This window comes from Anaerotignum lactatifermentans (assembly GCF_016902535.1).
Classification (GTDB): Bacteria; Bacillota; Clostridia; order Lachnospirales; family Anaerotignaceae; genus Anaerotignum; species Anaerotignum lactatifermentans_A.
Genome location: NZ_JACSNY010000059.1, coordinates 1 through 294 on the forward strand (window position 1 = coordinate 1; position 294 = coordinate 294).

Here is a 294-nt window from a genome sequence, read left to right on the forward strand (position 1 = left end):
CTCAACCTATACTCCATAGAAAGGAGGTGATCCAGCCGCACCTTCCGATACGGCTACCTTGTTACGACTTCACCCCAGTCACTGGCTTCACCTTCGGCGGCTCCCTCCTTACGGTCAGGTCACCGACTTCGGGTGCTTCCAACTCCCATGGTGTGACGGGCGGTGTGTACAAGGCCCGGGAACGTATTCACCGCGACATGCTGATTCGCGATTACTAGCGATTCCAGCTTCATGTAGTCGAGTTGCAGACTACAATCCGAACTGGGACTGGGTTTTTGTGATTTGCTTAACGTC

At 54.1% G+C, this 294-nt stretch carries 1 rRNA gene; it reads right to left on the reverse strand.

The features are described 5' to 3' along the window. Nucleotides 1-19: 19 nt before the first annotated feature. Nucleotides 20-294, reverse strand: a 16S ribosomal RNA gene (locus H9X84_RS12855); the annotation flags it as partial.